The organism is Stappia indica (assembly GCF_001696535.1).
Taxonomy (GTDB): Bacteria; Pseudomonadota; Alphaproteobacteria; order Rhizobiales; family Stappiaceae; genus Stappia; species Stappia indica.
Genome location: NZ_MBQE01000002.1, coordinates 676,182 through 688,467 on the forward strand (window position 1 = coordinate 676,182; position 12,286 = coordinate 688,467).

The following is a 12,286-nucleotide window of genomic DNA, read 5'->3' on the forward strand; positions in this document are numbered from 1 at the left end:
TGGTCCGTTCGTCTCAGGCGGCGTGGGGATCCTCGACGCGGGGCCAGATGGCGCGCGTGAGGGTGTGGTAGGTGTTGGTCGCCGGATCGTTCGGGTAGGGCCCGTCGACCGCCGCATAGAGGATGTCGAAGGCGATCCGCGAGAAGGCATCGTGGAAGTGATTGGTCGACTTCACAACCAGGATCTTCATTGCCGTCGGGTCGATCCCCATGTTGGCGAAGGCGTCCGGGCTGAAGATCTGCGAGCGCACCGTGTTGAGCACCACGCGCAGCCCCTTGATGCGGATTGTCACCGAATCGCCCAGCGGCACGACGCTGGTGCCGAAGCTCTGCACCGCATTGCGCACCACCTTCTCCACCGTGACCTCGGCATCGATGGGCTCGCCGGCTGCGGCCGACATCTTGCCGCCGAAGCGCAAGGGGAGCGTCGCGCCCTCGCCGGCGGAAATGCAGGTGCGTACCGCAACCGGATCCCAGATGGAGGCGAGGGCGGCATCCGTGAGATCGCGTGCGATCATCTCGCGCAGCACGATGGTGGAATCGCCCGGCACGCCGCCGCCGGGATTGTCCCAGACATCGGCGATGACGACCGGATGGCCGTCGGTCTCGGCCGCCTTGTCGAGCGCCTGCGCCGGGGTGAGGAAATCCGGCCGGGTGCGGCCGCGATAGGAAAAGAGCTCCATGCCGAGTTCGCGCGCCAGCTGGTCGCCCTTCGGCCGGTCGCCGTCGGTGATGACGACGAGGCGGGAGCCGAGGTCCGGCACGTCGGCGGCCATGAAGCCATGGATCACCGAAACCGACAGGACGCCGTCATGTCCTTCCAGCGCCTTGAGCTTGTCGACGAAGCCGCGCATCGGCTGGCGGCTGGTCGGCAACACCTCGATCATCCGGCAGTCGAAGACGGAGATTTCCGGCTTCACCTCGCCAACCGAGGTGCGGTGGGCGAGATCTATGAGGCTTTCGGCGGCGATGACGAAATCGGTGTGCGGGAATTCCTTGAAGGCGACCAGCAAGTCGGCATTGGCGGTGCGCTTTGCCGACAGGTGGCTGTGCGGATCGAAGGTGGCGCCGACGATCGTGTCCGGCCCGACGATGGCGCGCACCGCCTCCAGGATCTCTCCTTCGCAGTCGAGGCAGCCGTCGGCGACCATCGCGCCATGCAGGCCGAGCAGCACGATGTCGAGCGGCAGCGCGGCGCGGATCTCGGCCAGCATCTGGTCGCGCAGGAGCTCCCAGGTGCGGGCGTTGACGAGGCCGCCCGGCTCCGCCCAGGTCGCGGTGCCCTCGATCACGTGCCAGCCGTATTGCCGCGCGCGGTCGCGGGCGACCGGGAAGACCGCGCTGCACAGGGTCGGCGTTGCCGGATGCTCGCCGGGGCCGGCATAGAAGCTGTCGCGGAAGTCCTGCAGGTCCGTGCGCAGGGGCGAGAAGGTGTTGGTCTCCGTTGCCAGGGACCCGACGAATACGCGTTTCATTTCGGCCATCAGGCGGCCTCCCCGAGAAGCTGGCCGGCATGGTGGCAGGCACTGGAACGTCCGTTGCCGAGGTCCACCGGATCGGGCCGCGTCGAGCGGCAGATATCGGTGGCCAGCGGGCAACGCGGATGGAAGGCGCAGCCGGAGGGCGGCGAGGCGGCGCTTGCCGGTTCGCCGAGGTCGGCGACCGGCTGCCGTCCCGGCCGGATGCGCGGGATGGAGGCGAGCAGCAGGCGCGTGTAGGGATGCGCCGGCTTTTCGAAGATGGCGGCCTTGGGGGCCGTCTCGACGATGCGGCCGAGATACATGACGGCGACACGGTCGGAGATGTGCCGCACGACACCGAGATCGTGAGAAATGAACAGCATCGAGATGCCGCTGTCGCGCTGCAGGTCCTTGATGAGGTTGAGCACCTGCGCCTGGATCGACACGTCGAGTGCGGAGACCGCCTCGTCGGCGATGACGAGGCGCGGCTCGACAATCATCACCCTTGCGATGCCGATGCGCTGGCGCTGGCCGCCGGAGAACTCGTGCGGGTAGCGGGTCATCACCTTCGGATCGAGGCCGACCTTCACCAGTGTGTCGGCGATGCGGGCGCGCACCTCCTCGCGGGTACGGGCAAGGCCGTGGATGCGCACGGGCTCGGCCAGCGTCTGCTCAATGGTGAGGCGCGGATTGAGCGAGGCGAAGGGGTCCTGGAAGATCATCTGGATCTCACGGCGCAGCGGCCGGAAGGCGCCCGCCGAAAGCCCCAGAATGTCGCGGCCGCGGAACCGCGCCTCGCCGCTCGTCGCCGGCTCGAGCTTCGTCAGCGTGCGCCCGACCGTGGACTTGCCGCAGCCGCTCTCGCCGACGATGCCGAGCACCTCGCCCTCGGCAAGGTCGAAGGAGACGCCGTCGACCGCCTTGAGGATGCGCTTGGGGCCCGGCAACACGCCGGTTGAGGGCGCGCGGAAGGTGAAGTGGGTCTTCAGGTCGCGGACCTGGAGGAGGGGGGCTGCGTCGGTCATGCGTCCGGCTCCAGCGGGTAGTGGCAGCGGGCAAAATGGGTGGGCGCGAAGGCGGCGAGCGCCGGCTGGTCGCTGTCGCAACCGGCGCCCGCCCGCGCGCAACGCGGATGGAAGGCGCAGCCGGTGATGGTCTCGTCGAGCGTCGGGACGCGTCCGGGAATGGCGGACAGCCGGTCGACGTCCTCGTCGGCCTCGGGAATCGAGTCCAGCAGGCCGCGCGTGTAGGGATGGCGCATGTCCTGGAAGAGCTCGCGTGCCCCCGCCGTCTCGACCACGCGGCCGCGATACATCACGGCGATGCGGTCGCAGGTCTCGGCGATGACGCCGAGGTCATGGGAGATCAGCATGACGCCCATGCCGGTGTCCTTCTGCAGCTCGACGATGAGCTTGAGGATCTGCGCCTGTACGGTGACGTCGAGGGCGGTGGTCGGCTCATCGGCGATCAGGAGGCGCGGCGAACCGGCGAGCGCCATGGCGATCATCACGCGCTGGCGCTGGCCGCCGGACAGCTGGTGCGGGAAGCTGTCGATGCGCCCCGCCGGGTCGGGGATGCGGACCATGGTCAGCAGCTCCAGCGCCCGGTCGCGGGCGGCGCGGCGCGACATCGGCTGATGCTCGCGGATCGCTTCGACGATCTGGTCGCCGATCCGGTAGACCGGATTGAGCGAGGTCATCGGCTCCTGGAAGATCATCGACATCTCGTTGCCCATGACCGCGCGGCGCTCGCGCGGCGACAGGCGCAGGAGATCGCGGCCGCGGAAGAAGATCTCGCCGGCAAGAACGCGCACCGGCGTTCCCTCCAGCAGCCCCATGATGGCGAGCGAGGTGAGGCTCTTGCCGCAGCCGCTTTCGCCGACGATGCCGAGCGTCTCGCCGGTCGACAGGCTGAGCGAGAGGTCCTGCACCACCGGCAGGATGCCGTCGGGCGTGGCGACGCCGAGCGTCAGGCCGCGCATGTCGAGCAACAGGTCGCGTGTGTCTGAATTCGGGCGCGTCATCTCACACCCCCTTGATGTCGTTGCGGAACCGCGGGTCGATGCTGTCGCGCAGGGCGTCGCCGACCAGGTTCATGGAAAAGACCGACAGGATGATCAGCGCGCCGGGGAACAGCAGCAGCCAGGAGGCGCGGGTGACGTAAATGCGCGATTCCGACAGCATGTTGCCCCAGCTCGGCACTTCCGGCGGCAGGCCGAGGCCGAGGAAGTCGAGCGCCGCCGCCTGCAGCTGGGCAAAGGCGAAGATGAAGCTTGCCTGCACCAGGAGCGGCGAGACGAGGTTCGGCAGGATGTGGCGGAACAGGATGCTGGCATGGCCGGCGCCCGAACAGGTCGCGGCATCGACGAAAACCTCGCCCTTGAGCTTCAAGGTCATGCCGAAGAGGATGCGGGCGGTGGTGGTGGCGTAGACGATGCCGATCACGATCACCGTGTTGACGACGCTGCGCTCCAGCAGGGTCATCAGAACGAGGGCGAGCAGCAGCGCCGGGAACGCCATCAGCACGTCGACGACGCGCATGATCACATGGCCGAGGCGGTTGAAATAGGCCGAGACCATGCCGGCAAGGCCGCCGGCGACCAGCGCGACGACGACGCTGCCGATGCCGGTGATAATGGCCATGCGGGCGCCGTAGAGGCTGCGCGAGAAGCTGTCGCGGCCATAGTGGTCGGTGCCGAACAGGTGCTCGAGACTGGGCGGCGACAGGCGCACGAGCGGGTCGAGCTCGAGCGGGTCGTAGGGCGCGACGAGCGGGGCGAAGATCGCGGCCAGCGCGACCAGGATCAGCCAGCACAGTCCGGCGGTGGCGAGCCAGCGCCCGCGGAAGATGCGGCCCATGGTGAGGATCGCGGTCATGCCTCAGCTCCCTGGCTTTGCGGCTTGAGAGAACGGGTCCGGGTCATTTCAGCGACACCCTGGGGTCGAGGCGCGCATAGGCGAGGTCGACCAGGAGGTTGATGACCATGTAGAGGACGACGATCACCAGAATCACGCCCTGGATGACGGGGTAGTCGCGGCGCAGGATCGACTGCACCACGAGGCGGCCGATGCCGGGCAGCGAGAAGACGGTTTCGGTCACCACCGCCTCGGAGACGAGGGCGGCGAAGGTGAAGCCGAAGGCGGCGGCGACGGCGATCAGCGCGTTGCGGAAGACGTGCTTCACCGAGACCTTCCACGGGGCGAGGCCCTTGGCGCGGGCGGTGCGCACATGATCCTCGCGCTGCACGTCGAGCATGGAGGCGCGCACCAGACGGATGATCAGCGCGGCGTTGGGCGCGGCGAGCGTGAAACTCGGCAGCAGCAGATAGCGCAGGTTCGCGAGCCCGCCGTCGTCGGTCACGGACGGGAAGCCGGACGAGGGCAGCCAGCCGAGCGTCACCGAGAAGATCAGGATCAGGTAGAGACCGAGCCAGAAGGTCGGCACGGAGGCGAACAGCATGGCGCCGCCGGACGTGACCTGGTCGACCCAGGTGCCGCGATAGCTGGCGGCGACGACGCCGATGGGGACGCCGAGAATGACGATCCAGACCATCGTCATCAGAGCGAGAAGGATCGAGGTCTCCGCACCGTCGGCGATCACCGAGGTGACGGGAACGCGGAAGAAGATCGACGTGCCGAAGTCGCCCTGCAACACGTTGCCGAGCCATAGCAGGTACTGCGTGTAGAGCGGCTGGTCGAGACCGAGCTCGCGCGTCAGGCTGGCAATTTCCTCGGGCGTGGCGCTATCGCCGAGCAGGACGGCAGCCGGATCGCCGGGGATCAGGTGCACGAAAAGGAAGACCAGCAGCGAGGCGGCGAGCAGCGTCGGCACGAGCGTCAGCAGTCTCCGCAGGGCATATCCGAGCATGAGCGTGACTTTCCGCGAAATGTCGGGAGGCGGCCAGCCCGCCCCCGGCCTGTTGCGAGTGTCGTCCGTCGGACGGACTTTCGCAAAGGCCGGAGGGGGACGACGGGATCTTCGCGTTACTTCGAGACGTTCCAGAAGTGCGGCCAGATCAGGGTTGCTTCGCCGAGGCCCTTAAGCGCCGGGGAGGCAATGTTGTAGGTGTAGATGTCGCCCGTCTTCATGGTCGGGACCTGCTCGTAGACGAGCGCCTGCAGCTCGCCCCACAGCTTCTGCCGCTCCGCCGGATCGGCCGAGGCGGTGAACTTCTCCGACAGCGCGGTCTTTTCCGGGGTGGCCCACCAGCCGGGGTAGTTGGGGTTCATCACCGAGATCAGGATCGGATCCGGCACGAAGCCGTGATGGGTGAAGAACAGGTCCCACTGGTCCGGCTCGCCGCGCTTCTTGATGAGCGTTGCCCAGTCGTAGACCTGCAGGTCGATGTTGAAGCCGGCCTGGGCGAGCTGCTTGGTGTAGACGATCGCCGTGTCGTAGTGGAACGGGTAGTTGGTCGACACCATGAACTTGATCGGCTCGCCGTTGTAGCCGGCTTCCTTGGCCAGCTCCTTCGCCGCGGCCGCATCGCCCTTGCTGAAGTTGTCAGCGCCGGATTCAGTGTACCAGACATTGCCCTGCGGCATGAACGAGCCGTTGGCACGCCACAGCTTTTCCGGGCCGATGGAGACCTGGAGCGCCGGCGTCTTGTTGATGGCCGTCTGGATGGCGCGGCGCAGGGCGAAATTCTCCTTCAGCGGGCCTTCCTTGGAGTTCATGAAGACCAAGCCGAAGATCGGGCCGCCGTTCAGGATCGTCGTGACGTCCGGGCTTGCATCGAGGGCATCGAAGAGGTCGCCCGGGATGTTCTCGGCATAGTCGTAGTCGCCGGCCTGCAGGCCGCTGACGCGGGTGCCGACGTCGGGGACAGGGATGAAGCGCAGCGCATCGAACTCGGCCTTGCGGGTGCCGCCATAGCCGTTCGGCTCGCCTTCCGGCGAATCGTAGTCGTCGAAGCGGACGAGCTCGACATGGCGGTTGGGCTGCCACTCGCCGAAGCGATAGGGGCCGGTGCCGATGTAGTTTTCCGGTGCGATCGGCTCCTTGCCGGCACCTTCCATCACGGAGGCGGGATAGATCGCCGGGCCGCCATTGATGAAGGCCAGCAGGTTCTTCCAGGGGCCGAACGGCTGCTTCAGGCGCAGCGTGACCTCATGGTCGCCGGTCGCTTCGATGCTGTCGACATTCGAGAACAGCAGGCTGCCGCGCGAACCGAACTCGCCCCAGCGCTTCAGCGAGGCAACGACGTCGGCCGAGGTCATGTCGGTGCCGTTGTGGAAGGTCACGTCCTTGCGCAGGGTGATGACGATGGTGCGCCCGTCATCCTCCAGCCGGTCGCTCTCGGCCAGAAGCGGCACCGGCGAGTTGCTGGCGTCGAAGGTGTAGAGACCCTCGAACATGTGGTGGGCGATGGTCGTCGACAGGTCCGAGGTGACGACGTGCTGGTCGAGGCTGGGCGGCTCGCCGACCGTGGCGTAGCGCAGGGTGCCGGCCGCGAAGGCGGTGCTGGCCATGGATGTCGCGATCGCCGCGGCGAACACGGTTTTCCAGCGGGTGTTCCGAAACATTCCACTCCTCCAAATACAGGGTCCTCTGGGTAGCCCGAATGGGCTACACGAGCAGGCGACGTGCAGTCGCCGGCCGTGCAGCCATCCCACGATCTGCCGTGTCTGCGCCGGCTGTTCGTTGTGTAAAAAATTTTCATAATCTGCCGAAACTGTCAAACGGGAATTTGAGTTTCCCGCCAAACCGCGGTAGATAATGAAAGAAACTTTCATAAGCAGCTGAGGATTTCCATGACCAAGGGCATCACCCGTCACGACACCGCCGACCTCGCAGCCGGCGGTCAGAAGCGTCCGTTCGCCAAGGCCGTCATGGCCGGCGGGTTCGTCTATGTCTCCGGTCAGGTGCCGGTCGAAGGAGGCGAGATCATCACCGGCGGCATCGTCGCGCAGACTGAAAAGGTGATCGAGAACATCAAGTCGGTGCTGGCGCTGGCGGGCTGCGGACTGGAGCATGTGGTCAAGGTCAATGTCTGGCTGGACGATGCGCGCGACTTCTCCAGCTTCAACGCCGTGTTCGAGCGGCATTTCGGAGCCCACCCTCCGGCACGTTCCACGGTGCAGTCGCCGTTGATGGTGGATGCGAAGGTCGAGATGGATGTCATCGCCTACAAAGCCGATTAATCTCGCTCCGCAGACCGGGGCGGATGGCAAGGAAGGGGCCGGGGGCGTGGCCAAGGTGATCGACATCATCGCGCAGCTCAGGCAGCTCGACGGCGCCTTCCCCAAGCGCGAGCAGCGTGTTGCCGACTACGTGCTGGCGAACCTGGAGACCATCGCCTACCAGCGCCAGAGCGAGATCGCCCAGGGCGCCGGCGTGTCCGATGCCACGGTCAACCGGTTCTGCCAGACGCTCGGATGCGACGGGTTCAAGGACTTCAAGATCCGCCTCGCCCAGAGCGTCGCCGTGTCGCTGCAATACATGGACGTGCATGCGCCCGACAGCGGATCCCTGTCCGATGCGCTGGTGTCTCAGGTGTTCGGCGCGTTGATGGACACGCTGAACCGGGCGCGGGCCCAGCTCGATCCCGTGTCGGTGGAGGCGGCGATCGATCTTCTGGCCGGAGCGCGGCGGATCGTCTTCTTCGGCGTCGGCGGCGGCTCGGCCAATGTCGCGCGCGAGGGCGCGAACCGCTTCTTCCGCCTGGGCGTGCCGGCAGAGGCGCATTCGGACGGCTACCTGCAGCGGATGATCGCCTCGACGCTGGAGCGCGGCGACGTGGTCTTCGCGATCTCTGCGAGTGGCACGCCGGCCGAACTGCTCGACAGCGTCGCCATCGCCCGCCAGTACGGAGCCCAGTCGCTGAGCCTCACCAAGGCGGGATCGGATCTTGCCGGCGCCACCGACATCGCGCTCGGCCTCGACCTGCCGGAAGACCAGGACATCTACAAGCCGAGCGCCTCGCGGCTTGCCTATGTGGCGATCATCGACGTGCTGGCGGCTGGTGCTGCGCGCAAGCGGCCGGAGCGCGTGCGCGAGTATCTGCGCCGTATCCGCACCTCGCTGGTGCCGCTGTCCAAGGATGTGGGCCCCAAGCCCATCGGCGACTGACCAACCTTCCGGCGATATGTCGCTGTTGCAAGGCACACCTCGCACTGTGCCGCCGGGCCTTGTGCGCAAACGGACGCGACGCGAGGTTCGGATATCCGGTTTCGTTATATCTGCTTCGAATATTGGTATTTGATTGACATACCACTCTGCCGTCTCCTTGGCTGAGAAAAACGTGCGGACGACCGTGGGGCGGGGGCTCCGAAAGAAGCGGCGTCGTGCGCGAGCCAGCCAGTGCGGGGAGCCATAGATGTCGAGACTTGCGGCCTTCAATTTCCAGAAATGGATCGACGAGCACAAGCACCTGCTGAAGCCGCCGGTCGGCAACCAGCAGGTCTTCAAGGACGCGGATCTCATGGTCACCGTGGTCGGCGGGCCCAACAAGCGCACCGACTATCACGACGATCCGGTCGAGGAGTTCTTCTACCAGCTCAAGGGCGACATGGTCCTGAAGGTCTACGACGGCAAGGAATTCTACGACGTGCCGATCCGCGAGGGCGAGATCTTCCTGCTGCCCCCGCATGTGCGCCACTCGCCGCAGCGCCCGCAGGAGGGGTCCGTCGGTCTCGTCATCGAGCCGTCCCGCCCTGAAGGCGCGCTCGATGCCATCGAGTGGTACTGCTTCGAATGCGAGCACCTGGTGCACCGCGCCGAGCTCGACCTTGAGTCGATCGTCGACGACCTGCCGCCGGTCTACAAGGCGTTCTACGCCTCCGAGGAAGACCGCACCTGCCCGAACTGCGGCACGCTGCATCCCGGCAAGGAGCCGCCGGAAGGCTGGGTCGTTCTCTGAACGAACCGGACACCGCGTCCCGACCATTCCCATCGACTGAAGACGGCCGGCCCGCCCGCCGGGGCAGCGCCGTGCCGGGAGGAGCATGACATGACCAAAGCCAAGCATCTTGCCCGTCTCTTGCCCGCAGCCATTGCCATGGCGACATTGGGCGCCGGCCTTGCGGAGGCGAAGGAATTCCGCCTCGGCCTGATCACCCCGCCGCCGCATATCTGGACGGTTGCGGCGAACTCGTTCGCCGTCGAGCTGAAGTCGGCCTCCGGCGGCGAGCACAGCGTCACCGTGTTTCCCTCGCAGCAGCTCGGCAACGAGGCGCAGATGATGCAGCAGCTGCAGACGGGCGCGCTCGACATGGCCTTCCTGACCATCGCCGAAGTGTCAAACCGGGTGCCCGATTTCGGCGCCTTCTACGCGCCGTATCTCGCCGACGATGTTGGCCATGCGGCCCGCATCCTGCGCTCTGACGTCGCCACCGGCCTGCTCCAGGGCCTGCCTCAGAAGGCCGGCGTCGTCGGCATCGGCTATTCGATGGGCGGGCTTCGCCAGATCGTCAGCCGGTCGCCGGTGACAACGGCGGCGGACCTTTCAGGCAAGAAGTTGCGCATCACCCCGTTCGAACCGATCAAGGACTTCTACAACGCGCTGGGCGCCGCCTCGACGCCGATGCCGCTGCCGGCGGTCTACGATGCGCTCGCCAACGGCCAGGTCGATGCCATCGACATGGATGCGGAGTTGATCTGGGGGCTCAAGTACTACGAGCACGCCGACACGATCCTGCTGTCCAACCACATGATGTTCCCGATGGTCGGGCTGGTCTCGGCCAAGGTCTGGCAGGGCCTGTCCGAGGAGGACCGCAAGACGGTGGCCGAGCTGATGAAGCGCCACCTCGACGGGGCCATCGACACCTACGTCCAGAAGGAAGCCGAGTGGCTCCTGTCCATTGAGGGCACTGGCAAGACGGTTGTGGAGGCGGATGCCGCGTTCTTTGCCGATGCCATCGCCAAGTGGGAAGCGATCTGGACCGAGAAGGCCCCGGCGCTTGCCGGCCTGCGCAAGGTGGCGGAAGAGACGCGCTGAGGCGAAGTTGCCGAAGATTGCGGCGCGGGATGGCGGATATCGCCGCCCGCGCCGTCGCGTCAGAGGGAGGGAGGTCCCGCGATGCTCTACCGCCTGTCGGCCTTGTGGGCGCGCTGCGAAATCGCCGTGGCCGCCGTGCTCGCGGGGGCCATTACCGTCCTGATCCTGATCAACGTCGCCACGCGCACCGCCCGCATGGCGATCTACTGGATCGACGAGGCGGCGATCTACACGATGATCTGGATGACCTTTCTCGCCGCGTCCGCAGCCGTGCATGATCGCAGCGCCGTCGCGGTGACGCTGGTCGGCGACATGCTGTCGGACCGGGCGAGAGCGCGCCTCACGGCAGCGCTCGATATCGTCGCCCTCGGTTTCGGCATCGCGCTCGGCTGGTTCTGCTGGCTGTGGTTCGATCCCGCCGGCCTTGCGGCGGCAGGCTTCGACATCGAGACGTTCCAGGGCAACACGTTCAACTTCATCTATGCGGAGCCGACCACGACGCTGGGGATCCGCAAGGCCTGGGTCTGGCTGATCATGATCCTCTTCACCTTCGGTTTCCTGCTGCACGCGGCGGCCAACCTGTCGCGTTCGCTTCCCGCGCTCGCTGCTCCCGGCAGGAGCGGCGAATGACCGGCGTCGTCTTTCTGGTCCTGCTTTTCGCAGGCGTCCCGATCAGCCTCGTTCTGTGCCTGTCGGCGGTCTGGTACATCCAGGCCAGCGGCAACACGGTGCTGTATTCCAGCTTCGCGCAGCAGCTTTTCGCCGGCGTCGAGAGCTACGGACTGCTCGCGATCCCGCTATTCATGCTGACCGGCGAGCTGATGAACGAGGGCGGCCTGACCCAGCGGCTGATCCAGGCGGCGCGGGTCTTCGTCGGCGGCTTTCGCGGCGGCCTCGCCTATATCAACCTGCTCGCCAACATGTTCATGGCGGCGATCATCGGCTCGGCCGCCTCGCAGATCGCGGTGATGTCGCGGGCCATGGTGCCGGCGATGGAGGAGGAGGGATACCGCCGGGAATTCGCCGCCGCGACGACGGCGGCGGGCGGACTGCTGTCGCCGATCATTCCGCCGTCCATGCTGTTCGTCATCTATGGCGTGCTGGCCCAGATCCCCATCGGCGACATGTTCATGGCCGGCATCCTGCCGGGCCTGCTTCTTTCCGCGAGCTTTTTCGTCATCGTCGCGCTGGTCGGCCTCAAGGAGCAGTTCCCGAAGGGCGAGTGGATGTCGCCGGGAGTGGCGCTTGCCGCGATCCGCGACTGCCTGCCGGCCGCGCTGATCCCGCTGGCCATCGTCGGCGGCATTCTCCTGGGCATCGCGACTCCGACGGAGTCGGCGGCGGTCGCCTCGCTGGTGGCTTTCGTGATCGGTCGCTTCGTCTATGGCGAACTGAAGATCACCCGGCTGGGCGCGCTGTTCGTGCGCACCGCCGCCAATTCCAGCCTCGTGATCTTCCTGATCGCCTCGGCCAATGTCTTCGGCTGGGTGATCATCTACGAGGCGATCCCGCAGAAGCTGGCCGCGCAGATCACCACGCTGACCTCCGATCCCTTCGTCTTCCTGCTGATCGTCAATCTGGCGCTGTTCCTGATCGGCATGGTGATCGACGGCATCGCCGCGGTGATCCTGGTGGTGCCGATCCTGCTGCCTATCGCGCAGACCCACTACGCCATCGACCCGTTTCAGTTCGGTGTGATCGTCTGCCTCAATCTGGTGCTGGGTCTTCTGACGCCGCCGGTGGGGGCGGGGCTCTACATCGCCTCGGCGATGAGCGGGGCGAAGCCGATGGCGATCTTCCGCGCGCTCTATCCGTTCCTGGCCGCGGTCGCGGCGGTACTGCTGCTGCTGAGCTGGGCGCCTTCGATCTCGACCGTGCTGATCCGCTGA

At 66.5% G+C, this 12,286-nt stretch carries 12 protein-coding genes; 6 read left to right on the top strand and 6 right to left on the bottom strand.

Features of this window, described 5'->3' with window-relative positions; translation table 11 throughout:
- Nucleotides 1-13: 13 nt before the first annotated feature.
- From BBX35_RS11080 to BBX35_RS11105, 6 genes are all read right to left on the bottom strand, one after another.
- Nucleotides 14-1,483 (bottom strand): M81 family metallopeptidase, encoded by a 1,470-nt coding sequence (locus BBX35_RS11080; protein WP_244271609.1) that lies wholly within the window; start codon nucleotides 1,481-1,483, stop codon nucleotides 14-16.
- Nucleotides 1,483-2,484, bottom strand: a complete 1,002-nt coding sequence (locus BBX35_RS11085; protein ID WP_067219769.1) for an ABC transporter ATP-binding protein — start codon at nucleotides 2,482-2,484, stop codon at nucleotides 1,483-1,485. Before BBX35_RS11085 ends, BBX35_RS11080 begins: the two co-directional genes overlap by 1 nt.
- The gene (locus BBX35_RS11090; RefSeq protein WP_067219771.1) at nucleotides 2,481-3,482 is read right to left on the bottom strand and encodes an ABC transporter ATP-binding protein; all 1,002 of its coding nucleotides are present in this window, start codon (nucleotides 3,480-3,482) and stop codon (nucleotides 2,481-2,483) included. The genes BBX35_RS11085 and BBX35_RS11090 overlap by 4 nt, the downstream gene beginning before the upstream one ends.
- A gap of 1 nt (nucleotide 3,483) precedes the next feature.
- Complete coding sequence (locus BBX35_RS11095; protein WP_067219774.1) at nucleotides 3,484-4,335, bottom strand: ABC transporter permease; 852 nt, start codon at nucleotides 4,333-4,335, stop codon at nucleotides 3,484-3,486.
- Between the two features lie 43 nt (nucleotides 4,336-4,378).
- Nucleotides 4,379-5,326 (bottom strand): ABC transporter permease, encoded by a 948-nt coding sequence (locus BBX35_RS11100; protein WP_067219777.1) that lies wholly within the window; start codon nucleotides 5,324-5,326, stop codon nucleotides 4,379-4,381.
- A gap of 116 nt (nucleotides 5,327-5,442) precedes the next feature.
- Nucleotides 5,443-6,984: an ABC transporter substrate-binding protein gene (locus BBX35_RS11105; protein WP_067219779.1), complete on the bottom strand. Its 1,542-nt coding sequence runs from the start codon at nucleotides 6,982-6,984 to the stop codon at nucleotides 5,443-5,445.
- Between the two features lie 228 nt (nucleotides 6,985-7,212).
- Here BBX35_RS11105 and BBX35_RS11110 point away from each other — a divergent pair, with 228 nt between their 5' ends.
- From BBX35_RS11110 to BBX35_RS11135, 6 genes are all read left to right on the top strand, one after another.
- Nucleotides 7,213-7,602, top strand: a complete 390-nt coding sequence (locus BBX35_RS11110) for a Rid family hydrolase (protein ID WP_067219781.1) — start codon at nucleotides 7,213-7,215, stop codon at nucleotides 7,600-7,602.
- Between the two features lie 46 nt (nucleotides 7,603-7,648).
- The gene (locus tag BBX35_RS11115) at nucleotides 7,649-8,530 is read left to right on the top strand and encodes a MurR/RpiR family transcriptional regulator (RefSeq protein ID WP_067219784.1); all 882 of its coding nucleotides are present in this window, start codon (nucleotides 7,649-7,651) and stop codon (nucleotides 8,528-8,530) included.
- 247 nt (nucleotides 8,531-8,777) lie between these two features.
- On the top strand, nucleotides 8,778-9,320 hold the full coding sequence (locus tag BBX35_RS11120) for a 3-hydroxyanthranilate 3,4-dioxygenase (RefSeq protein ID WP_067219787.1): 543 nt from the start codon (nucleotides 8,778-8,780) through the stop codon (nucleotides 9,318-9,320).
- 90 nt (nucleotides 9,321-9,410) lie between these two features.
- Nucleotides 9,411-10,397, top strand: coding sequence for a TRAP transporter substrate-binding protein (locus BBX35_RS11125; RefSeq protein WP_067219789.1), 987 nt, complete (start codon nucleotides 9,411-9,413; stop codon nucleotides 10,395-10,397).
- Nucleotides 10,398-10,478: 81 nt separating this feature from the next.
- Nucleotides 10,479-11,027, top strand: a complete 549-nt coding sequence (locus tag BBX35_RS11130; protein ID WP_067219792.1) for a TRAP transporter small permease — start codon at nucleotides 10,479-10,481, stop codon at nucleotides 11,025-11,027.
- Nucleotides 11,024-12,286, top strand: coding sequence for a TRAP transporter large permease (locus BBX35_RS11135; protein ID WP_067219794.1), 1,263 nt, complete (start codon nucleotides 11,024-11,026; stop codon nucleotides 12,284-12,286). The genes BBX35_RS11130 and BBX35_RS11135 overlap by 4 nt, the downstream gene beginning before the upstream one ends.

Bases quoted from the DNA above. Each gene is read 5' to 3' on its own strand.
- BBX35_RS11080 (WP_244271609.1), bottom strand. From the start codon at position 1,483: ATGGCCGAAATGAAACGCGTATTCGTCGGGTCCCTGGCAACGGAGACC.
- BBX35_RS11085 (WP_067219769.1), bottom strand. From the start codon at position 2,484: ATGACCGACGCAGCCCCCCTCCTCCAGGTCCGCGACCTGAAGACCCAC.
- BBX35_RS11090 (WP_067219771.1), bottom strand. From the start codon at position 3,482: ATGACGCGCCCGAATTCAGACACACGCGACCTGTTGCTCGACATGCGC.
- BBX35_RS11095 (WP_067219774.1), bottom strand. From the start codon at position 4,335: ATGACCGCGATCCTCACCATGGGCCGCATCTTCCGCGGGCGCTGGCTC.
- BBX35_RS11100 (WP_067219777.1), bottom strand. From the start codon at position 5,326: ATGCTCGGATATGCCCTGCGGAGACTGCTGACGCTCGTGCCGACGCTG.
- BBX35_RS11105 (WP_067219779.1), bottom strand. From the start codon at position 6,984: ATGTTTCGGAACACCCGCTGGAAAACCGTGTTCGCCGCGGCGATCGCG.
- BBX35_RS11110 (WP_067219781.1), top strand. From the start codon at position 7,213: ATGACCAAGGGCATCACCCGTCACGACACCGCCGACCTCGCAGCCGGC.
- BBX35_RS11120 (WP_067219787.1), top strand. From the start codon at position 8,778: ATGTCGAGACTTGCGGCCTTCAATTTCCAGAAATGGATCGACGAGCAC.
- BBX35_RS11125 (WP_067219789.1), top strand. From the start codon at position 9,411: ATGACCAAAGCCAAGCATCTTGCCCGTCTCTTGCCCGCAGCCATTGCC.
- BBX35_RS11130 (WP_067219792.1), top strand. From the start codon at position 10,479: ATGCTCTACCGCCTGTCGGCCTTGTGGGCGCGCTGCGAAATCGCCGTG.
- BBX35_RS11135 (WP_067219794.1), top strand. From the start codon at position 11,024: ATGACCGGCGTCGTCTTTCTGGTCCTGCTTTTCGCAGGCGTCCCGATC.